Genomic DNA, 24,753 nt, shown 5'->3' on the forward strand with positions numbered 1-24,753 from the left:
AGGGGGAACGGTGAGCGGGTTCGATTCCGGGGGCAGGTCCTTCGCGGCCGACCCGATCGTGGAGGCCCCCGGCGAGCTTCCGCAGATCTGGGCGGCGCAGCTGGTCAGCTGCGTGGTCGACGAGAACGTGAGTCTGCCGGACGCCGCCGTGCTCACCTACCGCGACCCCGACCACGAGTTCCTGCGCGCCACCGGCATCACCATCGGCTCCCCGCTGCGCGTCTCGGTGACGACGGCGAAGGGGCAGGCGCGGGAGCGGCTGTTCGACGGGGAGGTCACGGCCCTGGAGATCGACCGGGACGGCACCGGCTCGTTCACCGTCGTCCGCGCCTACTCCAGGGCCCACCGGCTCCAGCGCGGCCGCAAGGTCGTCGCGTACCGGAACATGACGGCCGCGGACATCGTCCGCAAGGTCGCCGCGGGCGCCGGCCTGGCCGTCGGAAGGGTGGAGGCCGCGCCGGTGACGTACCGGCAGCTGTCCCAGGCGAACGTCTCCGACTGGGACTTCCTCCAGTTCCTCGCGGGCGAGAGCGGTGCGCGGGTGCGTGTCGACGACAAGGGGCTGCTGCAGTTCACCAGGCCCGCGAAGGCGTCCGGGGCGCCCTCGCCCTCGACGTCGGCCGTGCTCGACCCGATGGTCCTGGAGTACGGGCGCAACCTGCTGGCGCTGCGGGCCGCGCTGTCGGCCGCCGACGGCGCCTCGACGGTGCAGGTGCGCGGCTGGGACGTCGTCACGAAGCGGCCGTTGGTCGCCGAGCAGCCGTCCGTGGTCAGCGACACCGTGGTGCCGGGGCTCGCTCCCGGGACGGCCGCCCGGTTCGGGAGGTCGGTCGTGGCCGTCACCGACACCCCCTACCGGACCCAGGCGGAGACGGCGGCGGTCGCCCGCGCGGCGGCGGCCCGGGTGAGCGCCGGCTTCGGCGACCTGGAGGCGGTGGCCGAGGGCAATCCGCTGCTGCGGGCGGGCAAACCGGTGGCGCTGGGCAACGTGGGGCCGGCGTTCTCCGGCCGGTACACGGCGACGGCCGTGCGGCACGTGCTGGAGCCGCACGGCGGCTACCGCACCACCGTGTGGGTCGACTCCGGACCGGACCGCTCCCTGCCCGCTCCGACGGCGGGCGCCGACGCTCCCGGGCGCGGTCCGCGCATCCCCGGTCTGGCGATCGGCGTGGTGACGGACGTGCGCGAGCCGAACGGCTCCGAACGCGGCGCGGTGCGGCTGACGTTCCCCTGGCTGGACGACACGTACGTCACCGACTGGGTGCGCACCGTCCAGTGGGGCGGCAAGGGCGGTGGCGGGGTGGTGAGTCCCGAGGTCAACGACGAGGTACTGGTCGGGTTCGAGCAGGGCCTGCTGGACAGTCCGTATGTGATCGGCGGGCTCTACAACGGGGTGGACCGGCCCTCGCCGCACGAGGTGCCACTGGTCGACGCCACCAGCGGCAAGGTCAACCGCCGTTCGGTGGCCTCGCGTTCGGGTCACCGCGTGGAGCTGCTGGACGCGCCGGCGCCGGGCCCCTCCGGGCTGCGGCTGGTGACCGGGGACGAACGGCTGGAGGTCCGGCTGGACGACCGCCGGGACCGGATCGAGCTCACCGTGTACGCGGGACGGAACCGTCCGCTGACCTCCGTCCTGCTGGACCGGGACGGCATCACGCTCGACGCCCGGCAGGGCACCGTGAAGGTGACCGGCCGCCAGGTGGACATCGACGGCACGGCCGGGGTCAGCATCGGCGGCCGGTCGGTCCAGGTGTCCGGGACGGCGGACGTCTCCGTCGACGGCGGCCTGCTCGCCGTGCTCAAGGCCCGTCTCGTCCGGATCAACTGACCCCGCGTGCGTCCACCCTCTCCCCCCCCGACCGTCCTCCCCTCCCCCTTCTCCCCGAGGAGCCCCCGATGCCAGCCGCAGCCCGTACCGGTGACCCCACCGACCACGGTGGCCGGGTCGCGACCCCGCCGCCCGGTACCGCCGCGCGGGTGGCGACGGTGCTGATCGGCGGACGGCCCGCCGCCGTGGTGGGCAGCCTGCACGTCTGCCCGGTACCGCCGCACGCGGCCCTGGGGCCGGGGAACGTGCTGGTCCCGAATCCGGCGGCGATCACCGGGGGTGCGGTGCTGATCGGCGGACTGCCCGCCGCGCGGGCCCGCGACCGGGCGGCGTGCGGCGCGACGGTCCTGACCGGTGCGTCCGACGTGCTGATCGGAGGGCTGTGATGGGCGATCGGTTCATCGGGCGCGGCTGGGCGTTCCCGCTGCGGGTCGGACCGACCGGCGGCATCGCCATGGTCGAGCGGGAGCGGGAGCTGGAGGAGGCCATCCGCCTGGTGCTGGGCACCGCGCCCGGCGAGCGACCGATGCGGCCCGACTTCGGCTGCGGCATCCACGAGTACGTCTTCGCCCCCGGCGACGGCGTCACCGCCGGGCGGATCGCCCAGCAGGTGCGCGAGGCGCTGGAGCGCTGGGAGCCGCGGATCGCGGTGGACGAGGTCGTCGTGGCCTTCGACGCGGTGGAGACGGCCACCCTCTACATCGATGTGCGCTACACGGTGCGCACCACCAACGACCGGCGCAACCTGGTCTTTCCCTTCTACACGATCCCCTCCGAGGAGGGGACCGAGGAAACGGTCGCGGACTGATGGCCCTGCCCTCCCCCAACCTGGACGACCGACGGTTCCAGCAGCTCGTCGACGAGGCGAAGCGGTACGTGCAGCAACGCGCCCCGGAGTGGACCGACCACAACGTCTCCGACCCGGGCGTCACCCTGATCGAGACGTTCGCCTACCTCGTGGACCAGCTGCTCTACCGGCTGAACCGGGTTCCGGACAAGAACTACCTGGCCTTCCTGGACCTGTTGGGCATCCGGCTCTACCCGCCGTCGGCCGCCGTGGCCGAGGTCGACTTCTGGCTGTCGGCCCCCCAACCGGACACGGTGACGCTGCCCGCCGGCACCGAGGTGACGACGGCGGCCGGCGAGACCGAGGCGGCCGTCGTCTTCGCCACCACTGACGACCTGCGCATCGTGCCGAGCGAGCTGACCCGCCTGGTCACCGCGCCCCGCACCGGTGAGCAGACCGACCGGACGGGCGCACTGGCCGAGGGCCGGGACATCCCGTGCTTCCAGGCCGCGCCCGAGCCCGGCGACGCGCTGCTGTTCGGCCTGCCGACGGCGGTGCCGCGCTGCGTGGTCGCGGTCCGCCTGGACAGCCGCGTCGAGGGCGTCGGCGTCGACCCGCGCCAGCCCCCGCTGGTCTGGGAGGCGTGGGACGGCGGCCGGTGGCAGCGCTGCGAGACCGGTTCCGACAGCACCGGCGGGCTGAACCGGCCCGGTGAGGTCATCGTGTACGTTCCGGCCGGGCACACGGCGTCGCTGGTCAGCGGGACCAGGGCGGGGTGGCTGCGCTGCCGGGTCACCGAGGCGGAGCCGGGACAGCCGTTCTACTCGGAGTCGCCGACGGTGCGCGAGGCTTCCGTCTTCACCGTCGGCGGCACGACGGCCGTGGAGCACGCCGAACGGGTGACCGACGTGCCGCTCGGCGTGTCGGAGGGGGTGGCGGGGCAGTCCTTCCGGCTCGGCCGCCCGCCCGTGCTGCTCGACGGGGAACCCCCGGTGGTGGAGGTGTCCTCGCCGGACGGGTGGCAGCGCTGGGAGGTGGTGGAGCACTTCGGGCGCTCGGGACCGGCCGACCGGCACGTCCGGGTGGACGCCACCACCGGCGAGTTCACGTTCCCGCCGGTGCTGCGCGAGGCCGACGGCACCCTGCGTCCGTGCGGGGCCGTACCGGCCAAGGGTGCCCGGATCCGGGTGGCCCGCTACCGCACCGGCGGCGGCCCGGCGGGCAACGTCTCCCGCGGCGCGGTCTCGGTCCTGCGCAGCTCCGTCCCGTACGTCGCCCGGGTCGTCAACCGGGAGGCGGCGCGCGGCGGTGTCGCCGGGGAGACCATCGACAACGCCAAGCTGCGGGCACCGGAGACGCTCCGCATGCAGGAGCGCGCGGTGACCGCCCAGGACTACGAGACCATCGCCCGGCAGGCGGCGCCCTCCGTGCGCCGGGTCCGCTGCCTGCCCGACCGGGACGCGGGCCCGGGCGCGGTACGGGTCCTGGTGGTGCCGGACGCGGTGGTCGACGAGGGCGGCCGGCTGCGCTTCGAGCAGCTGATCCCGTCCGACCAGGTCCTCGCCGGGATCACCGCGGCCCTCGACGAGCGGCGCCTGATCGGCACCCGGCTCCTCGTCGAGCCGCCGTTCTACCAGGGCGTCACCGTCGTCGCCCGGCTCTCGGCACCGGCCGCGGCCGCCGACCGGGTGCGCGACGCGGCGCTCGACGCGCTCCACCGGCACCTCGACCCCTTGCGCGGCGGGCCCGACGGGACGGGCCGGCCGTTCGGGCGGCCCGTTCAGTACGGGGAGGTGTTCGGCGTGCTGCAACGCGCCGTCGGGGAGGTGGTGGTGGAGGAGATCCGGCTCTTCGCCGCCGACCCGGTCACCGGCCGGCGCGGCGCCCCGGTCGACCGGGTCGACGTCGGGCCGGGCGCGCTGGCCTTCTCCTACCAGCACCAGGTGGTCGTGACCGCGCGGGAGCCGGAGGTGCGCGGATGAGCCGGGCCGCCGTCCCGAGCCTGCCCAGCCGGTACCCGATCGGCGAGCAGCTGCCCGCACTGTACGCCGACGACGACTTCGCGCAACGGTTCACAGCGGGGCTGGACACGGTACTGGCCCCGGTGTTCACCACCCTCGACAACCTGCCCTCGTACTTCGATCCGCGACTGGCCCCGGCCGACTTCCTGGCCTGGCTGGCCACCTGGGTGGGCGGCACCGACGACCCGCGCTGGCCGCTGGCGCTGCGCCGCGAGGCGGTGGCCGGCGCGGTGGAACTGCACCGCTGGAGCGGCACCCGGCGCGGCCTGGTCGAGGCCCTGCGTCTGGTACTGGACGTGTCCGCCGAGATCACCGGGGACGGCGGGGCCGCCTGGTCGAGCACGGCCGGAGGCGCGCTGCCGCCCGCCCCGGCCGAAGAGGTGCTCGTCCGGGTATGGCCGCGGCACGGCCGGACGGCTGACGCCGAGAACTCGGTGGACGCGGCGCGGGAGGTGGACGCGGACCGGGTCCGGGCGCTGGTCCGGAGCCTGTGCCCGGTCCACACGGTCTGCCGGGTCGAGGTCCTGCCGGGACCGCCCGCGAACGAGGAGGGGCGACAGTGACGCGCGAGTGTCCCGCGTGCGGGGCTTCCAACGGCCCGACGGACGGTTTCTGCGGCAACTGCGGCTCGTACCTGGGCTGGTCGGACACCCCGGCTGCCCCGGCTGCCCCGGCTGCTCCGGCTGCTCCGGCTGCTCCGGCTGCTCCGGCTGCCGACCGTCCGGCCGGAACCGCCTCACCCCGGCCCGCCGACCCCTCACCTCCCCCCGTCCCCCGGCCCGCCGACCCCGGGCCGACCGACCCCGCGCCGACCGCCGGGCCCCCGCGCGCCGCCGTCCCTCCTCCCCCCGACTCACCGCAGCCCGTGCGGCCGGCCAAGGCCGTCGCCCCACGCCCCGTCGTCCGGCCGGTCCCGGTGGACGACAACGCCGCCGGGACGCCCTGCCCCTCCTGCGGCACGCCCAACCCGCCCGACCGCCGCTTCTGCCGCCGCTGCGCGACCCCGCTCACACCCGGTACCGCCGCACCGGCGCTCCCCTGGTGGCGGAGGATCTGGCCGCTGCGCCGCCGCGCCCGGGCCGGATCGGGCCGGACAACGCGCTTCCTGGTGATCCTGACCGTGGTACTGGCCCTGTGCGCGGGCGGCTTCCTGCTGCTGCCGGCCGGCCGGAACCTGATCGAGGACACCCGGGACAAACTGGGCCGGAGCAAGCCGGTGACCCCGGTCCGCGTGGAGGCGAGTGCCGAGGTTCCCGGCCAGCCGGCCGGCAACGCCACGGACGGCCTCAGCAACCGCTACTGGGGCGCGCCGGGCCCTGGCGCCTCGATCACCCTCACCTTCGCCGAACCCTTCCGTCTGGTGGCCGTGATCGTCACCAACGGCGCCTCGACCTCACCGGAGGACTACGCCCGCGAGGGTCGGGCACTGCGGATCGACCTGGAGGTGACGGCCTCGAACGGCCGGAAGTCGGTCGAGCGGCTGACCCTGACCGACAAGCCCGGCCCGCAGACCTTCGCCACCGGCATCAGCGACGCCACCACCGTCCGCCTGACCCTCGACGACCCCGCCGGCCTGGACGGCGACCGCCATCTCGCCCTGGCCGAGCTGGAGTTCTTCCAGCGGAGCTGAGTCCCCGCGAACGGCGCGCTCCCGGCCCCGACCGGACCGACCGGACCGACGGGCCGGGGGGCCGGGGGCCCGGCGCGGTCGGAGCCGACACGGCCGACCGCGACCGAGGTCGACGCCCTGCGCGCCACCGCGGCCCTGCGCCCCGGAGCCCGTGCGGTCAGGACGGCAGGGTCACCGACTGGGCGTGGTGGAAGACGTTCCCGTGGTCCCAGATCTCCTTGGCCTGCTGCAGCCGACGGTAGTTCCCCTTGTAGTAGAGGCGTTGGTAGGCCGGCTGCCTGTCGGCGGTGGTACCCAGGTCGACGTCGGGGTAGTTGACATAGGCGCCGTCGGTGTCGGTGTCGATCTCCGGGACGCCGCCGGTCGCCCGGTAGGTGTCCCGGTAGAGGCCGCTCAGGTAGGCCAGGTGCGCGGCGTCGTCGGCCGGGTCGGTCCAGTAGGTCTGGTACTGGAGCTTCATCACCGAGTCGCGTTGCGGGACGGCGGTCTCGGCGGCGCCGCGCGCGTTCACCCGGCAGCCGTAGGAGTCGATCTGGACCAGCGTCCGGGTGAGGTCGAGGCTCCCGGCGTCCTTGGTGAGCCAGGTCCACCACGCGTCGATCTGGGCGGGCGTGAAGGCCCGGCGGTGGTAGGCGGACTTGTACTTGCCGCGCTGGTTGGGGCCGGAGCCGTTGAGCGTCATGGTCGCCTGGAGCCAGGGCAGCCGGCGGCGCTTGTCCGGGCAGGGCAGACAGAGGCCGCCGACGCCGTTGGTCTGCGAGGTCGACCTGGCGCGCATCCCGCGCTCCAACCGGGCGAGGAACGCGTCCAGCGGCGCCGGGTCCTCCTCGTCCCACTGGCTGAGCAGGACGACGTTCCCGTTCGAGTGGTGGGTGAGGTGAAGGATGGAGAAGAGTCCGCGGTACACCTTCTCGGCGGGGCCGCTGTGCTCGGCGAAGAAGGCGCCGAAGTTGTCCAGCAGGGTGCGGAAGTCCTCCGGGTGCTTGAGCAGGTCCGCCCACTTCCAGGCGACACTGCTGAGCCAGACCCGGGGCGGCGGCGCCGGCAGCGCGTGGGCGAAGTGGTAGCGCAGCACCACGCCGAAGTTCCCGCCGCCGCCCCCGGTGTGGGCCCAGAACAACTCGTGCTCGGGCGAGCCCGGGGGGTCGCCGCGGTGCGCCCGGGTCACCTCGACCGCATCACCCCGGACCGTCACCACGTCGACCTGGACCAGGTGGTCGACGGTCAGCCCGTGCCGCCGGGAGAGCAGCCCGTACCCGCCGCCGCAGATGTGGCCACCGACGCCGACCGAATAGCAGGACCCCGCCGGAACCGTCACCCCGTACTCGCGGAAGAGCGTGGTGTACACGTCCCAGTTGGTGGCGCCGCCCTCGACGGCATACGTGGCACCGCCGTACTTGTCGGTCCCGGCCCCGACCCCTCGCAGGGTGCTGAGGTCGAGGACGACGCCCTTGTCGTTGTCGACGAAACCCTCGTAGCAGTGGCCGCCGCCGCGCACCGTCGGCCGGAGCCCGCGGTCGAGCGCCGACCGCAGCTCCGCCACCGCGTCGGCCTCGTTGCCGACCAGCCGGATGTAGGCGGGTCGGCTGCTCCACCGCTGGTTGAAGCCCTGGGCGAGTGTCTCGTAGCGGGAGTCCGAGGGGAACACCGTCCGGCCCTCGGGCTGTTCGACGGGCTGGGCGGCGGCCGGGCCCGCGGCGCCGCCCACCAGGCCGAGCGAGGCGGCCGAGGCTCCGGCGGCGGCCATTCCGGTGCTGCCGAGGAAACCGCGGCGGGATAATTCATTGCGCATTCCTGGGACCGTCTTCCCGACTCCGAAAGATGGACGGGCGAACGCTAGCAAGAAATGCAGGGATCATCCATTGCCCACAAATAAATGTGACCGTATGTAGACGAATTCTGGCCACGCGGGACAATTACCCAACGGCGGTGGCGCGACCGGGGTTCCCGTGCGTAGCCGGACCGGTCCGATCCGACCACCCGGAACCGGTGAATCCGGCTGCACCCGACCGGAGGCCGGTTTTCGCCACCCTTGGCCGGGGATCGACCACGGCAGCGGAACCAACCGGGAGGCAGGCAGTCATGGCCCACCAGTACACGGTCGTCACCCCGCACGGCGACGTCCACCTCGAAACCGAGTACCACCACAGCGCGTTCGACAACATCGAAGCCTTCCTGACGCACCACAAGGAGACGATCGCCGCCGCCGTCGGCGTCGTGACGCTGGCCGTCAGCACGCTCGACCTCTACCACTCCCACTACCGGGCCGGCGCCCGACTGCGCTAGCCGCGTGCGCGGGGACCGAAAGGCGACCCGCCCCGGAAACCCCGCCCCCGCTCCGCACCCCGGAGCGGGGGCGGGGTTTCCCGTCGTCGGGCGAGCCGCTTGACGGGAGATCAGGTTAGGCGCCATATTACTTTCATGGCTCAGCAGCACCCGGCCGGAAACGGCGCACCCTCGCTCGACCAGGCCCGCCGACAGCTCTCCCGGTACGGCCTCGGCGCCGACCCGCAGGCGGTCCTGGTCGCGGCGCGACTGATGGCCGCCGGAGCCAGGCTCGGCCAGGCCGGCGAGGCCCACTTCGCCCGCTTCGGCCTGTCCACCGGGCGCTACCGACTCCTGGCCGAGCTGGAGGACCACGGCGGCGAGAAATCGCCCTCGCAGCTCGCGGCCGCGCTCGGGGTCTCCCGCGCGACCGTGACCGGCCTGGTCGACGGGCTGGAGCGGGACGGCCTGGTCACCCGGCGCCCGTCCGCCGAGGACGGGCGGGGCAACGTGGTGATACTGACCGCGCGGGGCGCCCAGCGACTGCGCGACATGGCACCGGAGCACTTCGACCGGATGCAGGCGATGGTCGCCGGACTCTCCGTCGAGGAGCGCACGGTCTTCCTCGACCTACTGGCCCGACTGGTCGAGGGAATGTCCGCACTGACGGACGACTGACGGCCGACCGACCCCACCGTCGGCCGACCGGCCGACGGCGCGCGTGCGACCGGCGCACGACCGACCCGAGCCCGACGGACGGCCGGAGGCCGGTCGGCCGGCCTCCCGCACGAACCCTTTTCGGCACCCCATTGTTGGCCGACCGAACACCTATAATTAGCCTCCTAATCACTTGGACGGACCATGCCCGGCAGAACCCAGCAGCGACCCGTCGACACCGACAGCACGCCCGGGGCCGCCCCCGACACCACCGACACCACCGCCCGGCCGCGCTTCGTGCTCTGGCGCGAGGTCCTGATCGCGTACGCGGCCCCCGCCGTCATGGCCACCGCCGGCGGCATCGCGACCGGCCAGTCGGAGCTCAGGATCGCGGCCCTCACCACCATCGCCGGCACCTCGGCCCTGGTCGCCACCCTGGTCGGCCTCCGCCACCGGCGCCGGTCCGCCGACTCCTGGGCCGCCCGCGGGCCGATCCCGGTGCGCGCCTTCGCCTTCGGCCTCGGCTGCGCCGCCCTCGCCCTCGGCGTCGGCCTGGCGGCCGCCGAGCTGCTGCCCCGGATACCGGCACTGGCCGACAGCCCCTGGCCGGGCCGGCTGCGGATCGACCTCCCGGTGTCCGCCGCGATCGCGGCGACCATGACCACCTGGCGCTGGCGGGTCTCGCTCCCGCGTCGCCGGCGCGCCCGCTGACCCGTTCCGCGGCTCCTCCCGCACGTCCACCGGCACCTCCACCCGTACCGAAGGAGCAACACCCGCATGATCACCATCATGGGCGCGTCCGGCGCCACCGGCGGCGCCACCCTGCGCAGCCTCACCGCCCTGGACGTCCCGGTCCGCGCCCTGAGCCGGGACCCCGACCGGCTGCTGGCCGGACTCGACCCGCACACCCGCGGACTGGTCGAGGTGGCGGCCGCCGACGCCGGCGACCCCGCCTCGATGCGCGCCGCCCTCAAGGGCACGACGCAGCTCTTCCTGACCATGGCGAACAGTCCGCAGCAGGTCGAGCACGAGCTGCGCACCGTGGACCTGGCCGTGTTCCTCGGCGTGGAGCACGTCGTCAAGGTCTCCGCACCGGCCGCCGAGCCCGACTCCCCGGTCGCCGTCTCCCGCGGCCACCACCTGATCGAGCAGCGGCTGCGGGCCTACGACCTCACCACGACCGTGCTCCGCCCGTACGCGTTCATGCAGAAGCTGCTGCTGCTCGCCCCCGCGGTCGCGGCGGCCGGGGCGATCTTCGGCGCGCTGGACGGCGTCCGGTGCAACTACGTCGACTGCCGTGACATCGGGGATGTCGCCGCCGCGGTGCTGACCCGCCCCGACACGGCCGGCGGCGACATCCCGCTGACCGGCGGCCGGGCGTACAGCCACCCGGAGCTGGCCGAGCTGCTGGGCACGCTGCGTGGCCGGCCGGTACGGGCCGTGAACCTCTCGCCCGCCGAACTGCACGCCCACCTGGTCGCCCGGTCCGGGATGCCGGACTGGCTGGCCGCCCACGTGGTCGAGATCCAGCGGCTCGCCGTGGAGCGCCCGGAGAGCCCCGACGACGCCGCCACCCGGCTGATCGGGCGCGCCCCCCGTACCCTGGAAGCATTCCTCGGGGAGCACCTCGACCGGTTCCACTGACCCGTCCGCGCGGTTCCACCGCTCCCCGGACCGGGCTCCGACGGGCCCGCCGCACCCCTCGCGGCGGGCCCGTCACCCCCGGGGAGCGGCTCCGGATGTGGCATGGGTCACGGTCGCGAAATCGACCTGACGGACCGTCAGAACGACTGACAGTCCGTCACATGCGATCGAAGGAGCCTCAGTTGCGACCTGACGTTCCGTCAGATTCAGCCACTCAAGGGCCAGTTGGGCGGAGTGTCGGCCAGTGTGCGGTTCACCGGACCGGGCTACCATCGGTTGGGTTGTCCGCTCCGGCCCCGGAGTGGGGTCACCCGGATCAGGCGAGTGCTCCCACCGCCCCCAAGGGCCGGAAGATCCATCGGGACGGGGCGAGACCTAGGAGCACACGGCACTGATGACAGCCGAACCCAGCCGGGAACCGGGCCCGGACGCGACCGCCGACGGCGGCGCGACCGACCCGGACACCGCCGCCGCGCCCGTCGCGACCGCCGTGCCGACCCTCTCCAGCACGCCCGCCCCCGCCACGATCTCCGAGCCGCAGGCGCAGGCCGCCGAGCAGCAGGACCGTGAGCAGCGGGCCGCCGACGCGGCACCGGCCACAGACGCGGCACCGGCGGCCGAGGCGACGCCGGAGGAAACCGAGAAGCAGGCCCGCTACCCCGGCCGACCGGCCCCCGCCCCGCGGACCCTGATCGACATCCTCGACGCGACCGCCCGGCAGTACCCCGCCGAGCCCGCCCTCGACGACGGCCGCACCGTGCTCGGCTACCGCGCCCTGGCCGCCGAGGTCGAGCAGCTGCGCCGCCGCCTCGCCGCCGCCGGCATCGGCCGCGGCGACCGGGTCGGCATCCGGGTCCCCTCCGGCACCAACGACCTCTACGTCTCCGTGCTCGCCGTGCTCGCCGCCGGTGCCGCCTACGTCCCGGTCGACGCCGAGGACCCGGACGAGCGCGCCCAGCTGGTCTTCGAGGAGGCCGCCGTCGCGGCCGTGCTCGGCGCCGAGCGCGCGCTCGCCCTCACCGGCCCGGCCCGCGAGCCGCTGGCCGACCGGACCCCCGGCGGGCACCGCCCCACCACCGACGACGACGCCTGGATCATCTTCACCTCGGGCTCGACCGGCCGCCCCAAGGGCGTCGCCGTCACCCACCGCAACGCCGCCGCCTTCGTCGACGCCGAGGCCGCGCTCTTCCTCCAGGAGGAGCCGATCGGCCCCGGCGACCGGGTGATGGCCGGCCTGTCGGTCGCCTTCGACGCCTCCTGCGAGGAGATGTGGCTGGCCTGGCGCCACGGCGCCTGCCTGGTGCCCGTCCCCCGCTCCCAGGTGCGCAGCGGTGCCGACCTCGGCCCCTGGCTGGCCGAGCAGGAGATCACCGTGGTCTCCACCGTGCCGACGCTGGCCGCGCTGTGGCCGGCCGAGGCGCTGAACGAGGTCCGGCTGCTGATCTTCGGCGGTGAGGCGTGCCCGCCCGAGCTGGTGCAGCGGGTGGTCACCGAGGGCCGCGAGGTGTGGAACACCTACGGCCCGACCGAGGCCACCGTGGTCGCCTGCGGGGCGCTGCTGACGGGCGAGGGCCCGGTGCGGATCGGCCTGCCGCTGGACGGCTGGGACCTGGTCGTGGTCGACGAGGCCGGCGAGCCGGTCGCGCCCGGCGGGACCGGCCAGCTGGTGATCGGCGGCGTCGGCCTGGCCCGCTACCTGGACCCGGAGAAGGACGCCGAGAAGTACGCGCCGCTGCCCTCGATGGGCTGGGAGCGCGCCTACCGCAGCGGTGACCTGGTCCAGGCCGACCCGCAGGGCCTGCTGTTCCTGGGCCGCGCCGACGAGCAGATCAAGCTCGGCGGCCGCCGGATCGAGCTCGGCGAGGTCGACGCGGCGCTCCAGGCGCTGCCGGGCGTGGCCGGGGCGGCCGCGGCCGTGCGCACCGCGCGCGGTGGCAACCAGCTGCTGGTCGGCTACCTGGTGATCACCGAGGGCTGGGACCGGGAGCAGGCGGTGCGGCGGCTGCGCGCCGAGCTGCCGGCCGCGCTCGTCCCGCTGCTGGCCCCGGTCGACACCCTGCCCACCCGCACCTCCGGCAAGGTGGACCGCAACGCGCTGCCCTGGCCGCTGCCCGACCTGGAGACCTCCGGGCCGACCGAGCAGCTGTACGGCACCGAGGCGTGGCTGGCCGAGCAGTGGACGGAGATCCTCGGGGTGCCGGTGAGCGGTTCCCGGGAGGACTTCTTCGCGATCGGCGGCGGCAGCCTGGCCGCCGCCCGGCTGACCACCCTGCTGCGGACCCGCTACCCGAACGCGGCGGTCCTGGACATCTACCAGAACCCGACCCTGCGCAAGCTCGCCCGGCACCTGGAGCGCGGCTCGGTCGGTACCCACGAGGCCCGGACCGTCGCCCCGGTGCCGACCCGCGCCAAGCTGCTCCAGCTGCTCCTGCTGGTCCCGCTGTTCACCGTGGTCGGCCTGCGCTGGACGGCGGCGCTGCTGGCGCTCGGCAACCTGCTCTCGCACCTGGACGGCTTCGCCTGGGCGCCGACCGCCTCGTGGTGGGCGGTCGTCCCGCTCGCGGCGGTGATGTTCACCCCGGCGGGCCGGCTGGCGATCGGGGCGGGCGGCGCCCGGCTGCTGCTGCGCGGTCTGCGGCCCGGCAGCTACCCGCGCGGCGGCAACGTCCACCTGCGGCTGTGGACGGCCGAGCGGCTGGCCGAGGTGAGCGGCGCGACCTCGCTCTCCGGCGCCTGGCTGGTCCGCTACGCGCGGGCGCTCGGTGCCAAGGTCGGCGAGGAGGTCGACCTGCACGCGCTGCCGCCGGTCACCGGCATGCTCAAGCTGGGCCGGGGCTGCGCGGTGGAGGCCGAGGTGGACCTCAACGGCTACTGGGTCGACGGTGACCGACTGGAGGTCGGCCAGCTCAAGGTGGGTTCGGGGGCCGTGGTCGGTACCCGGTCGACCCTGCTGCCGGGTGCCCGGATCGGCAAGCGGGCGCAGGTGGTGGCCGGCTCCAGCGTCACCGGTCATGTCCCGACCGGCCAGCGCTGGGGCGGCGCGCCCGCCGTCAAGCTGGGCCGGGCCGAGCGCACCTGGCCCAAGGAGCGCCCGGTGCGCCGGGCCCGCTGGTCCGCGCTGTTCGGCCTGAGCGGTTCCGCGCTGAGCCTGCTGCCGCTGCTCCCGGCGGTGGCCGGGCTGGCGGTGCTGGCCCCGTTCGTCGACCCGGCGGACGGTCTGGGCGGCGCGCTCGGCGGCGCCCTGCTCGGTCTGCTGCCGGCCGTGCTGGCGTTCGGCGTGGTGTACGCGGTGCAGCTGGTCGCCGCGGTGCGGCTGCTGTCGATCGGCCTGACGCCGGGTGTGCACCCGCTGCACGGCCGGGTCGGCTGGCAGGCGTGGACGGTCACCCAGCTGATGGACCAGGCCCGGGAGGTGCTGTTCCCGCTGTACGCGGGCCTGGTCACGCCGCTGTGGCTGCGGGCGCTGGGGATGCGGGTCGGACGGCACGCGGAGATCTCCACGGTGCTGGCGCTGCCGAGCCTGACCACGGTCGGCGACGGCGCGTTCCTGGCCGACGACACCCTGATGGCGCCGTACGAGCTGGGCGGCGGCTGGGTGCGGCTCGGTGAGGCGAAGGTCGGCGACCGGGCGTTCCTCGGCAACTCGGGGATGACCGCGCCGGGCCGTTCGGTGCCCAAGCGCGGTCTGGTCGGCGTGCTGTCGGCGACGCCGGCGAAGGCGAAGAAGGGCGGCTCGTACCTGGGCATGCCGCCGGTGCGGCTGCCGCGTTCGGCCGACCGGGCGGACCAGAGCCTGACCTACGAGCCGCCGGCCCGGCTGCTGTGGGCGCGCGGACTGGTCGAGGTGTGCCGGCTGCTGCCGGTGCTGGTCTCGGGCGCGCTGGGCGCGCTGACGCTGGCCGCGCTGTCCTGGCTGGCCGTGGCGTGGTCGCCGCTCGCGGCGGCGCTGCTGTCCGGGCCGGTGCTGCTGGCGTCGGGCACGGTGGCGTGCGCGGTCGCGGTGGCGGCGAAGTGGCTGCTGATCGGCCGGTTCCGGGCGGTGGAACACCCGCTGTGGAGCGGTTTCGTGTGGCGCAACGAGCTGGCCGACACCTTCGTCGAGGTGCTGGCGGTGCCGTGGCTGGTGGGCGCGGTACCGGGCACCCCGGTGCTGAACCTGTGGCTGCGGGCGCTCGGCGCGCACGTCGGGCGCGGCGTGTGGTGCGAGAGCTACTGGCTGCCGGAGGCGGACCTGGTCACCCTCGGCGACGGGGTGACGGTCAACCGGGGCTGCGTGGTGCAGACCCACCTCTTCCACGACCGGATCATGCGGATGGATACTGTCGTCCTGCGCGAGGGCGCCACCCTGGGGCCCGGCGGCATCGTGCTGCCCGGCAGTACGGTGGGCGCGCGCAGCACGCTGGGTCCGGCCTCGCTGGTGATGCGTGCCGAGTCGGTGCCCGCCGACTCCAGGTGGCTCGGCAACCCGATCGAGGTGTGGCAGGCGACGTCCTGACCGCCGTCCCGGGGGGCCGGCCGGGGTTCGCCCCGTCCGGCCCCCCGGGCGTCCGGTCGGCGCCCGCCGCCGTCCCCCGTCCGTCCCCCGCCCCCGTCCACCCCCTGTTCCAGGAGCGTACGACCCGGTGAACCACAGCCCGGCGCAGTCCCCGCAGCCCTCACAGCCCCCGCAGCCCGTCGCCCCGCCGGACCCGTACTTCCCCGGCAGTGGGGATCCCCGCTACCGGGTCCACCGGTACGAGCTGGCGCTGGACTACCGGCCCGGCCCCAACCGGCTGGGTGGCACGGCCCGGCTGAGCGCCGTCGCGGCGACGGCGCTGGCCGAGTTCGCGCTGGACCTGGCGGACTTCCGGATCGGCCGGGTGCTGGTGGACGGCCGACCGGCCCGCTACACCCACCGGGCGGGCAAGCTGCGGGTGCGCCCGGCGAAGGCCCTGTCGGCCGGTGCGGCCTTCACCGTGGAGGTGCACTACACCGGCAATCCGCGGCCGGTCCGCAGCCCGTGGGGCGGCCTGGGCTGGGAGGAGCTGACCGACGGCGCGCTGGTGGCCAGCCAGCCGGTCGGGGCGCCGTCCTGGTTCCCGTGCAACGACCGGCCGGCGGACAAGGCGACGTACCAGATAGCGGTCACCACGCCGTCCCCGTACACCGTGGTGGTGGGCGGCCGGCTGCTGACCCGCACCACCCGCTCGTCCAGCACCACCTGGGTGTACGAGCAGTCCGCGCCGACCTCGACCTACCTGGTGACGGTCTCGATCGGCCCGTACCGGCCGGTGCAGCTGGCCGAGCACCCGGAGGTGCCGCAGACCGGGTACGTGCCGGAGCGGCTGGCCGGGGCGTTCGCGGCGGACTTCGGGCGGCAGCCGCGGATGATGGCGTACTTCGGCGAGGTGTTCGGTCCGTACCCGTTCGGCGAGTACACGGTGGTCGTCGCCGACGAGGAGCTGGACGTGCCGGTGGAGGCGCAGGGGGTGGCGACCTTCGGCACCAACCACCTGGGCGGCGGCTGGGAGCGGGAGCGGCTGATCGCGCACGAGCTGGCGCACCAGTGGTTCGGCAACAGCGTGTCGATCGGGGACTGGAGCCACATCTGGCTGAACGAGGGGCTGGCCAAGTACGCCGAATGGCTCTGGTCGGAGCGTTCGGGCGGACCGACGGCGGCCGCGCGGGCCCTGTACGCGCACCGGCTGCTGGCCGGGCTGCCGCAGGACCTCCGGCTGGCCGATCCGGGCCGCAAGCTGATGTTCGACGACCGGCTGTACCAGCGCGGCGGTCTGGTGGTGCACGCGCTGCGGCTGACCCTCGGGGACGCCGCGTTCTTCCGGATGCTCAAGGACTGGGCGGCGTTCCACCGGCACGGGGTGGTCACCACGGCGGACTTCACCGCGCACGCCGCCCGGTACGCGCGGACGCCGCTGGAGGGCCTGTTCGACGCCTGGCTCCGGCGGCCCGAGCTGCCGCCGCTGCCGGCCGGCTGACGCCCGTCCGGGTCCCGGCCCCGGGTTCGGGCGCGGGACCCGGACCCGGGGCCGGTCTCAGGCCAGCTCGGGGACGGTGCGGTGCAGTCCCTTGCGGTCGTAGTAGCGGGTCATCGCGAAGCCGAAGAGCAGGGCCGCGACGGTGCCGATGCCGATCCAGATCCAGGCCCGGGTCAGTCCCGCGTCCGCCTGCGCGTCGAAGAACAGGATCGCCCGCACGCCGTCGGTGAGCTGGCGCATCGGCTCGAACAGCGAGAGGAAGCGGTAGAACGACGGCAGGGCGTCCAGCGGGATCGTCGCGCCGGAGGACGGCAGGCCCAGCACGATGAAGACGAACATGCTGATCAGCAGGCCGAGGCCGCCGAAGGCCGCGTTGATCGCCTGGACGCCGAGGCCGACCGCGCTGCTGGCGCAGACCGAGAAGATCCACAGCAGCGGCAGGTGGTCGGCGTCCATGTCGAGGATCACCGCCGCCGCCAGCATGATCAGCGAGGACGTCAGCAGCGACAGGCCCACCGACATCGCGCACTTGACGGCGAGGGTGCTGGTGCGGCTGATCGGCACCACCGGGTGGCGGGCGCGCCAGGGGCCGACCTCGTTGTCGGCGTAGCCGAGCGCGACGTCGACACCGTTGCCGATGATGTTGGCGCCGAAGAAGCCCGCCAGCACCAGCAGCAGGGTGTAGTAGAAGGCGGAGAGCCCGAGTCCGCTGCGGTTGCCGATCGGGTGGCCGACCGTGGTGCTGAGGCCGATCGGATCGGCGATCAGCAGCCGGGCCGCGTCGCCCGCGTCCCGGGCCTGCGGCAGCACGGCGAGTTTCGCGCCGAGGGCCAGCGACGCCTGGTGGACGGCCTGCTGACCGATCTGGGCCGCCAGTGAGGAACCGAGACTGCCGACGCCCGGGTTGGTGTACTGGAGCACAGTGGGGCGCGCGGGCTTCTCGCTGGCGCCCCCGAGGGCGGCGACGTCGGCGGTGAACCCGGGCGGCACCTGGAGTGCCCCGTAGATCTTGCCGGACGCCAGCTGCTCCTTCGCCGTCGCCTCGTCCAGCTGCCGCCAGGCAACGGCGTCGCCCTGACCGGGGGCGGTGGCGATCCCGGTGACGACCTGTTCGCCGAGGTTCTGCTGCTGCCCGGCGACGGCGGCGCCGCGGTCGGTGTTCACCAGGGCGATCGGCAGGTGGTGCAGGTCGCCGCGGGGGTCGAGGATGCCGCCCAGGTAGAGCAGCGACATCAGCAGGCTGAGCAGCCCGACCAGGACGCCGGGGACCACCCAGATCCGGGGGTTGCGGAGCACCCGGCGGGCCTTGACGCCGGTGGGCGGTTGGGGCCGGCGCGGCTCGGGCAGGGTCGGCTCGGGGTGGGAGGGCATGACGCTCCGTAGGGTGGTCGGCGGTCAGACGGACCCTAGGAGTCGGGCGCGGACGGGGCGCGGCGCCACGCCGCCCGGGTCACCCGCCCGTACGCCCCGGAGCCGGGCCGGAGTCGGGCCACGAGCCGACCCGCTGCCGGACGGGCGGTGGGCCGGGACGAAAATGGGTGGAAGGGGCGGACGGACACGAACTAGGTTGGGCGCGGGGTGGCTCGCTCGCCGAAGCTTCCCGAACCGCCTTGCCGCCTTGCCGCCTTACCTCCTTGCCCGGCCGTACCGCACCGACTCGCCGCCTCCCGACCTGCCACAGAGGACCAGATGACCGAGCTGTCCGACGACCTGCTCCCCACCACCCGCCGCGCGCTGCTGCACCGTCTGGCTGTCGCCCAGTCCGAGGGGCGCACCCCCTCGATGGTCGCCGGAGTCCTCCGGGACGGGCGGCTCGTGTGGAGCGGCGCCCGCAGCATGGTCGACGGTCACGCCCCGACCAACGACGTCCAGTACCGGATCGGCTCGATCACCAAGACCTTCGTCGCCGTGCTCGTGCTGCGGCTGCGGGACGAGGGCCTGCTCGATCTCGCCGACCCGCTGGGGCGCCACCTGCCCGGCACGCCCGCCGACCGCGCCACCGTCGCCCAGTTGCTCTCCCACTCGGCCGGCCTCGCCTCCGAGACCCCGGGCCCCTGGTGGGAGCGGACCGACGGCGGGCTGCGCCCCGGGCTCGACGACCTCCTGGAGGCCGAGCGGCCGCTGCGGCATCCGGCCGGGCGGGTCCACCACTACTCCAACCCGACCTACGCGCTCCTCGGCGCACTGGTCGAGCGGCTGCGCGGCGAGCCCTGGGGCGAGGTCCTCCGCCGCGAGGTCCTGCGGCCGCTCGGCATGAACCGCACCGGTCCGCTCCCCGAGCACCCGCACGCGGGCGGCTTCGCCGTCCACCCGTGGGCCGACGTGATGCTGCCCGAGCCGCTCACGGACACCGGCCGGATGGCCCCGGCGGGCCAGCTCTGGTCCACCGTCGACGACCTCGCCACGTGGGCCGCGTTCCTGACCACCGGCCACGAGATGGTGCTCTCCGCCGACACCGTGGCCGAGATGCGCCGCCCCGCCGTCGGGCCCGACCCGGACGACTGGAGCGACACCTACGGCCTGGGGCTCCAGCTGGTGCGGCACGGCGACCGGATCCTGCACGGGCACTCCGGCTCGATGCCCGGCTTCACCGCCGGACTGTGGGTGAGCGAGGCGGACGGCCTGGCCGCGATCGCCTTCGCCAACTCCACCAACGGGGTGCGCACCGCCGCGGTCGCCGCCGAGCTGATCGCGCTCACCGCCGAGCACGAGCCGCGGATCCCCGCGCCCTGGCGCCCGCTGGCCGAGTTCGACGAGGAGCTGCTGGCCCTCACCGGCCCCTGGTACTGGGGCGCCGCGCCGCACGCGCTGCGGCTCACGGCGGACCGCGGACTGGAGCTGTCGGTACTCGGCCGGGCCGGCCGCGCGGGCCGCTTCCGGGCCGAGACGGACGGCACCTGGACCGGGCTGAACGACTACTACACGGGCGAGACCCTGCGCGTGGTGCGCGCCGCCGACGGCTCGGTGAGCCACCTGGACATCGGCTCCTTCGTCTTCACCCGAGAGCCGTACGGCCCCGCCGAGGTCGTCCCGGGCGGAGTCGACCCGCAGGGGTGGCAGGCGTACTGACCCCCTGACGTCAAGGCCCGGCCCCGGTGCGGCGCGCCGGGGCCGGTCCGCTCGTCCAACCTCGCCCGCCCGTTCCCGGCGCGGCGGCGGGACGCGGCGGGTACGCGCCGCTGCGCAGCGCGTGCACGGCGCGCGCCACGTACCCGGCGAGCAGCAGCCCGCCCGCCATCGCGCCGGAGGCGTAGGTGTCCGCCGCCTGCGCCTCCGCCCACCCGGCGGCCGCCCCCAGCACCAGGTACGGCGCCATCGCGACCGCCAGCGCCACGGCCAGCGCCACCAGCGCCGCCCTCGGCCGCCGGTCGTCCTCCCAGCAGCGCTCGCCGACCAGGTGCAGGGCGACGGCCATCGCCACCACCAGGCACCACCACGGCGAGGGCGCCAGCCCCACCGCCCGCGCCAGCGCGTACACGACGGCGAGTCCGCCCGTCGCCGCCGTCTGGCACACCAATACGTCTGTCATGTCACTGGCGAAGGTCCGCCAGAGTCCCGCCCCCGGATTCCACCCCATGCAGCGGAGGATAGGGCGGCGCCGCGGTGCCCAACAGATGTCCCGCACACGTCGGGTGGTCGCATTCAGCAGGTGCACATCTGCGCTCCCCCGAACGGCAACGTGGATGCCAGCGGACTTGGAGAGACATACGGGTGCCGGTTCGCGGATCCGACTGTACGGGTCCGAGCCGGGCCGCTGCCACGGAACGCCGTGGCCGCCGTCGTCCGTGCTGCCCTGGAGGGTCCGCCATGACCACCGTCCCCACGTACACTCCGACCGCAGTCACCCCCACCCGGGCCACCCCGGTGCCCGTCGCGCGCCCCGCCGCCGCGTCCGGCTCCGCCTCCGCCGTCTACACCGTCTCGCTGGCCCGCGACGAGGCCGACGTCCGCGCCGCCCAGCGACTGCGCCACCAGGTCTTCGCCGACGAGCTCGGCGCCGCCCTCCGGAGCACCGTCCCGGGCCTGGACGTCGACCCGTTCGACGACTTCTGCGACCACCTGCTCGTCCGCGAGGGCGAGGACGGCGCCGTCGTCGGCACCTACCGGCTGCTGCGCCCCGAGGCCGCCCGCCGGGCCGGCCGGCTCTACTCGGACGGCGAGTTCGACCTCGGCAACCTCGCACCGCTGCGCGAGGGCCTGGTCGAGCTCGGCCGCTCCTGCATCGCCGCCGAGCACCGCGGCAACGGGGCCGTCATCAACCTGATGTGGGGCGGTATCGCCCGCTACCTCGCCGACACCGGCAACACCTGGGTGGGCGGCTGCTGCTCGATCCCGCTGGAGGACGGCGGCGCCACCGCCGCCCGGGTCTGGGACACCGTCGCCGCCAAGCACCTCGCGCCCGAGCGGTACCGGGTCTCCCCGCACCGCCCCTGGGACGCCACCGGCGTCGCGCGGGCCGACCGCGGGCCGCTGCCGGCCCTGCTCCGCGGCTACCTCCGGCTGGGCGCCTGGGTCTGCGGCGCGCCCGCGTACGACCCGGACTTCGACTGCGCCGACCTGTACGTCCTGCTGTCGCTGGAGCGCACCGACCCGCGCTACCTGCGGCACTTCCTGTCCGGTGTCGGCGGCGTGGGCACGGCGGCCGCGGCGGACGCGGGACCGGCCTCATGAGCGTCTGGCTGCCGACGGCCTCCTGCACCCCCGAGGCGTGCCTGACCGACCCGGCGCCGACCGTCGCCCTCCCCCGCCGGGTGCTGCGGATGGCGGGCTTCCTGGTCCTGCTGGTCGCGGGGCTGGCACTGATTCCGCCGGTGCGGCTGCTGCCGCGCGGTCCGCGCGGCCTGCTGACCCGGTTCTGGGCCCGCGGGATGCTCGGCGCGCTGGGCGTCGCGGTCCGGATCGTGCCCGCCCCGACCCCGGCCGAGGCCCCGGCCGGCCGGGGCGGGGTCCTGCTGGTGGCCAACCACGTCTCCTGGCTGGACATCCCGCTGGTCGCCGCCGTCCGGCCGGGCCGGTCGGTCGCCAAGACCGAGATCCGGGACTGGCCGGTGCTGGGGTGGCTGGTCGCCCGGGGCGGGGCGGTGTTCCTCGACCGCGACCGGCTGCGCGCCCTGCCGGCGGCCGTCGCCGAGGTGACCGACCGGCTGCGGGCCGGCCACCCGGTGATCGTGTTCCCGGAGGGGTCCACCTGGTGCGGACGGGAGAGCGGGCGGTTCCGCCCGGCGTTCTTCGAGGCCGCCGTCCGGTCCGGCGCCGACGTCCAGCCCGTCTCGATCCGCTACCGGTTGACCGACGGGCGCGCCACCAGCGTCCCCGCCTTCGTCGGCGAGGACGACCTGGTCACCTCGCTGGCCCGGGTGGTCGCCGTCCGCGGCCTGGTGGCCGAACTGACCTTCCGCCCGACGGTCCCGGCCCCGACGGCCGATCCGGCCCGCCGCTGGGCGGCCCGGAAGGAACTCGCCCGCACCGCCCAGTCCTCGGTGGAGGGGACCGGCTGAGCCCCGGCGGCGGCGGCCGACGGACCGCGGGGCAACCGTCCGGTGAACTCCGTTCTTCGGCCGCCCGCCCGGCGCCATCCCTGACACAGTGTCAATCATGCCTGAGGGACCAATAGTTGAAGAGCCGAGGCTGACCGTCAAACGGCAGCGCTCGATCGCGCACAGACGCCCGCGGTTCACCGCCGCCGTGGCCGGGCTGCTGGCGCTGTTCCTCGCCGGCACCACCTCGCTGGCGCTCTCCGGTCATCTGCTGCTCCCCTTCGACAAGGTCCTCCTGCTGGAGGGCCGCACCGGCTCCAAGGCGGTGTTCTTCGAGGACCCGGAGGTCCGGCGGCTTCTCCTGGGCCACGGCATCCGGGTCCACGTCACCGCCTCCGGCTCGCAGGAGCTGGTCGGCGGCGACTACTCCCGGCTCTCCTTCCTCTTCCCCTCGGGCCGCCCGCCGGCCAACGACATCCTGGCCCGGCTGAAGCGGGAGAACGCCTATTCGAAGGCGTACAACCCGTTCGTCAGCCCGCTGGTGCTCGCCACCTACCGGGACTACGCCCGAACGCTGGAGGACAGCGGGATCGCCACCCCGCAGCTCCCGGTCGGACGCGGCGAGGAACCGCTCTACTACAGCCTCGACCTCGCCGCCTTCCTGAGTCAGGGGGCCGCCCACCGGACGTGGAACGATCTGCGGATCCAGCGCCACGGCACGACCAACGGGAACGTCGTGGTGGCCCAGACCTCGCACATCTGCCAGTCGAACTCGGCCGAGACCTTCCTGGCCCAGGTCGCGTTCACCGTGAACGGGGGCCGCGTCCCCGAGGACCCGGGCGCCGAGGAACTCGCCGACCGGATCAAGCCCCTGCTCTCGGCGCAGGGCATGCCCGGCGTGGACGTCTTCGAGCCGTACGCCAGCCCCGAGGGCCGCGGGATCGCCCCCGTGGTGGTCGTCTACGAACACCAGTACCTCGCCTACCAGACGCGCTTCCACGACACCCGGCACCGGATCGACACCGAGCGCGTCCTGCTGTACCCGACCTCGCGGTTCATCACGCAGCCGCAGTTCATCTCGCTCCGGCCCGAGGCCGACCGGCTGGGCGAACTGCTCACCCACGACCGCCGGCTGCGCGAGCGCGCCGTGGCCCTCGGCTTCCGCACCATCGGCGACGACGCGGACTCCGGAGAACTCAGGACCTACCTCGGCGAGCGCGGCATCCCGGCCCCGGACACCCGCACCGACGACACCAGGACCGTCATGCCGGCCCAGGAGATCCTGAACCGGATGGTGCGCAAGGTCGGCGACTGCCCGTCCGACCCCGGTGCCCCCGCCCCGGGAGCGGCACCGTGAACCGACCCGCCCGGCGCCGGGGACGCCCCGGTCACGCCCGCACCGGCTCCGGCCCGGTGTCCCGGGTGCTCGCCCGGGTGCTGCCGGCCCTGGTCCTGCTGGTCTGCTCCACCGCCCCGATGGCAGCCTGCGGTCCGGGCGGACCCACCGGCACCACGCTGTCCGTGCTGGCCAGCGCCGAACTGACCGATCTCCGGCCGGTCCTGGACGACCTGCGCCGCGCCACCGGGATCACCCTGGAGCTGGATCTCGGCGGCACCGTCAGCGCGAGCGACCTCCTCGGCTCCGGCACCCCGGACCGGCACCACCTGGCCTGGCTCTCCTCCGACCGCTGGCTGCGGCTGAACGTCAAGGCCGCGGGCGGGACCGGCACCCCGCTCTCCACCCGCACCATGATGTCGCCGCTCGTCCTCGGGGTGAGGCGGAGCACCGCGCACCGTCTGTGGCCCGGCGCGGGCGCCCGGCAGCCGTCCTGGGCCGACATCGCCGCCGCGGCGGAACGCGGGGAGCTGCGGTACGCCATGACCGACCCGAACGTGGCCCACAGCGGCCTCGCCGCCCTCGTCGCCGTGGCGACCGCCGCGGCCGGGACCGGCGAGGCGCTCCGGCCGGAGGACGTCACGGAGGACCGGGTCCGCGGCTTCCTGAGCGGCCGGACCCTCGCCGCGGCGTCCACCCACGCCCTGGTCGACGCCTACCTCGACCACCAGGACGAGGCCGACGCGGTGATCGCCTACGAGTCGGACCTGCTCGCCCTCGGCGGGGAGCGGCGCCTGCGCGAACCGCTGGACCTGGTCTACCCGCAGGACGGCATCGTGCTGTCCGACTACCCGCTGCTGCTGCTCGACCCGACGAAGCGGGCCACCTACGACCGGGTACTGGCGTGGCTGCTGGCGCCCGCCACGCAGAAGAAGATCATGACGCTCACCCTGCGCCGCCCGATCGACCCGGCGGTCGACCGGGACCCCCGGCTGGAGCACCCGATCGGCAACGCCCTCTACTTCCCCGACCGGCCGGAGGTCGTCCGGCGCCTCCTGGCCCAGTACCGGGCCGACACCCCGGCGACGGGCCGGGGCCCGTCCCGGCCCCCGACACCCGCACCGCCCTCCTGA

General features: G+C 74.8%; 20 protein-coding genes. 17 read left to right on the top strand and 3 right to left on the bottom strand.

Going from position 1 to position 24,753, the window contains the following annotated elements:
* Positions 1 to 10: 10 nt before the first annotated feature.
* The 6 genes from ACIQ9P_RS09515 (at position 11) to ACIQ9P_RS09540 (ending at position 6,266) form a co-directional block, all read left to right on the top strand.
* Positions 11 to 1,828: a VgrG-related protein gene (locus ACIQ9P_RS09515; protein ID WP_402352352.1), complete on the top strand. Its 1,818-nt coding sequence runs from the start codon at positions 11 to 13 to the stop codon at positions 1,826 to 1,828.
* A gap of 68 nt (positions 1,829 to 1,896) precedes the next feature.
* Positions 1,897 to 2,214 (top strand): PAAR domain-containing protein, encoded by a 318-nt coding sequence (locus tag ACIQ9P_RS09520; RefSeq protein WP_402352355.1) that lies wholly within the window; start codon positions 1,897 to 1,899, stop codon positions 2,212 to 2,214.
* Positions 2,214 to 2,636 carry a GPW/gp25 family protein gene (locus ACIQ9P_RS09525; protein WP_030307173.1) on the top strand — a complete coding sequence of 141 codons (423 nt, stop codon included), beginning with the start codon at positions 2,214 to 2,216 and terminating at the stop codon, positions 2,634 to 2,636. Before ACIQ9P_RS09520 ends, ACIQ9P_RS09525 begins: the two co-directional genes overlap by 1 nt.
* On the top strand, positions 2,636 to 4,597 hold the full coding sequence (locus ACIQ9P_RS09530; RefSeq protein WP_402352358.1) for a putative baseplate assembly protein: 1,962 nt from the start codon (positions 2,636 to 2,638) through the stop codon (positions 4,595 to 4,597). Before ACIQ9P_RS09525 ends, ACIQ9P_RS09530 begins: the two co-directional genes overlap by 1 nt.
* Complete coding sequence (locus tag ACIQ9P_RS09535) at positions 4,594 to 5,199, top strand: phage tail protein (protein WP_402352361.1); 606 nt, start codon at positions 4,594 to 4,596, stop codon at positions 5,197 to 5,199. Before ACIQ9P_RS09530 ends, ACIQ9P_RS09535 begins: the two co-directional genes overlap by 4 nt.
* 302 nt (positions 5,200 to 5,501) lie before the next feature.
* Entirely contained in the window at positions 5,502 to 6,266 is a 765-nt protein-coding gene (locus tag ACIQ9P_RS09540) for a zinc ribbon domain-containing protein (protein WP_402352364.1), read from the top strand.
* A 157-nt stretch (positions 6,267 to 6,423) separates the two neighbouring features.
* On the opposite strand, the gene ACIQ9P_RS09545 is transcribed toward ACIQ9P_RS09540, so the two are convergent.
* Positions 6,424 to 8,058 (bottom strand): FAD-binding oxidoreductase, encoded by a 1,635-nt coding sequence (locus ACIQ9P_RS09545; protein WP_402352367.1) that lies wholly within the window; start codon positions 8,056 to 8,058, stop codon positions 6,424 to 6,426.
* Positions 8,059 to 8,348: 290 nt separating this feature from the next.
* Between ACIQ9P_RS09545 and ACIQ9P_RS09550 the strand changes: the two genes are divergently transcribed.
* The 6 genes from ACIQ9P_RS09550 to ACIQ9P_RS09575 all read left to right on the top strand — a co-directional run bounded on the left by ACIQ9P_RS09550 (position 8,349) and on the right by ACIQ9P_RS09575 (position 16,807).
* Entirely contained in the window at positions 8,349 to 8,552 is a 204-nt protein-coding gene (locus ACIQ9P_RS09550; protein WP_402352370.1) for a hypothetical protein, read from the top strand.
* A gap of 135 nt (positions 8,553 to 8,687) precedes the next feature.
* The gene (locus ACIQ9P_RS09555; protein ID WP_402352373.1) at positions 8,688 to 9,209 is read left to right on the top strand and encodes a MarR family winged helix-turn-helix transcriptional regulator; all 522 of its coding nucleotides are present in this window, start codon (positions 8,688 to 8,690) and stop codon (positions 9,207 to 9,209) included.
* A 183-nt stretch (positions 9,210 to 9,392) separates the two neighbouring features.
* On the top strand, positions 9,393 to 9,899 hold the full coding sequence (locus ACIQ9P_RS09560) for a hypothetical protein (protein WP_402352376.1): 507 nt from the start codon (positions 9,393 to 9,395) through the stop codon (positions 9,897 to 9,899).
* 66 nt (positions 9,900 to 9,965) lie between these two features.
* Complete coding sequence (locus tag ACIQ9P_RS09565; protein WP_402352379.1) at positions 9,966 to 10,832, top strand: NmrA family NAD(P)-binding protein; 867 nt, start codon at positions 9,966 to 9,968, stop codon at positions 10,830 to 10,832.
* A 394-nt stretch (positions 10,833 to 11,226) separates the two neighbouring features.
* A complete protein-coding gene (locus tag ACIQ9P_RS09570; RefSeq protein ID WP_402352382.1) occupies positions 11,227 to 15,327 on the top strand; it encodes a Pls/PosA family non-ribosomal peptide synthetase in 4,101 nt (1,366 codons plus the stop codon).
* A 127-nt stretch (positions 15,328 to 15,454) separates the two neighbouring features.
* Positions 15,455 to 16,807 (top strand): M1 family metallopeptidase, encoded by a 1,353-nt coding sequence (locus ACIQ9P_RS09575; protein ID WP_402352384.1) that lies wholly within the window; start codon positions 15,455 to 15,457, stop codon positions 16,805 to 16,807.
* A gap of 57 nt (positions 16,808 to 16,864) precedes the next feature.
* Here the strand turns inward: ACIQ9P_RS09575 and ACIQ9P_RS09580 are convergent, their stop codons facing one another.
* A complete protein-coding gene (locus ACIQ9P_RS09580) occupies positions 16,865 to 18,178 on the bottom strand; it encodes a YhgE/Pip domain-containing protein (protein ID WP_402352387.1) in 1,314 nt (437 codons plus the stop codon).
* A gap of 318 nt (positions 18,179 to 18,496) precedes the next feature.
* On the opposite strand from ACIQ9P_RS09580, the gene ACIQ9P_RS09585 reads away from it, so the two are divergent.
* A complete protein-coding gene (locus ACIQ9P_RS09585; RefSeq protein WP_402352390.1) occupies positions 18,497 to 19,876 on the top strand; it encodes a serine hydrolase domain-containing protein in 1,380 nt (459 codons plus the stop codon).
* A 10-nt stretch (positions 19,877 to 19,886) separates the two neighbouring features.
* On the opposite strand, the gene ACIQ9P_RS09590 is transcribed toward ACIQ9P_RS09585, so the two are convergent.
* On the bottom strand, positions 19,887 to 20,336 hold the full coding sequence (locus ACIQ9P_RS09590; RefSeq protein WP_402352393.1) for a hypothetical protein: 450 nt from the start codon (positions 20,334 to 20,336) through the stop codon (positions 19,887 to 19,889).
* A gap of 278 nt (positions 20,337 to 20,614) precedes the next feature.
* Here ACIQ9P_RS09590 and ACIQ9P_RS09595 point away from each other — a divergent pair, with 278 nt between their 5' ends.
* The 4 genes from ACIQ9P_RS09595 (at position 20,615) to ACIQ9P_RS09610 (ending at position 24,753) form a co-directional block, all read left to right on the top strand.
* Positions 20,615 to 21,478 carry a GNAT family N-acetyltransferase gene (locus ACIQ9P_RS09595; protein WP_402352395.1) on the top strand — a complete coding sequence of 288 codons (864 nt, stop codon included), beginning with the start codon at positions 20,615 to 20,617 and terminating at the stop codon, positions 21,476 to 21,478.
* Positions 21,475 to 22,305: a lysophospholipid acyltransferase family protein gene (locus ACIQ9P_RS09600; RefSeq protein WP_402352398.1), complete on the top strand. Its 831-nt coding sequence runs from the start codon at positions 21,475 to 21,477 to the stop codon at positions 22,303 to 22,305. Before ACIQ9P_RS09595 ends, ACIQ9P_RS09600 begins: the two co-directional genes overlap by 4 nt.
* A gap of 97 nt (positions 22,306 to 22,402) precedes the next feature.
* Complete coding sequence (locus tag ACIQ9P_RS09605) at positions 22,403 to 23,641, top strand: hypothetical protein (RefSeq protein ID WP_402352401.1); 1,239 nt, start codon at positions 22,403 to 22,405, stop codon at positions 23,639 to 23,641.
* A complete protein-coding gene (locus tag ACIQ9P_RS09610; RefSeq protein ID WP_402352404.1) occupies positions 23,638 to 24,753 on the top strand; it encodes a substrate-binding domain-containing protein in 1,116 nt (371 codons plus the stop codon). Before ACIQ9P_RS09605 ends, ACIQ9P_RS09610 begins: the two co-directional genes overlap by 4 nt.

The organism is Kitasatospora sp. NPDC094019 (assembly GCF_044764505.1).
Lineage (GTDB): Bacteria > Actinomycetota > Actinomycetes > Streptomycetales > Streptomycetaceae > Kitasatospora.